The 290-nt window shown below is 56.6% G+C and carries 1 protein-coding gene; it reads left to right on the top strand.

Going from position 1 to position 290, the window contains the following annotated elements; genetic code table 11:
* Positions 1–290 (top strand): HsdM family class I SAM-dependent methyltransferase (locus tag AUR66_RS06585; protein ID WP_157533017.1); only part of this gene is annotated, 290 nt, incomplete at both ends.

The following is a 290-nucleotide window of genomic DNA, read 5'->3' as shown; positions in this document are numbered from 1 at the left end:
AGGTTCGCCAGGAGTCCGGTGACGCCGACAACATCTCGCTCTACGGTCAAGAGAAGAACCTGAACACGTGGGCCATCGGTGAGATGAACCTTCTCTTGCACGAGATGCAAGACGCCCAGATTGCGAAGGGTGACACGATTCGAGAGCCGAAGTTCGTCACCGAACACGGCGAATTCGAAGTCTTCGACCGCGTCGTTGCGAACCCCCCCTGGAACCAGAAATCGTGGAATAAGTCCTGGGTCGACGAGAATGAGCCATACAATCGGTTCCCATACGGCCTGCCACCATCC

This window comes from Haloferax profundi (assembly GCF_001469865.1).
Taxonomy (GTDB): Archaea; Halobacteriota; Halobacteria; order Halobacteriales; family Haloferacaceae; genus Haloferax; species Haloferax profundi.
Note: the sequence above shows the minus strand (reverse complement) of the source record. Positions and strands in the feature narration are given on the sequence as shown.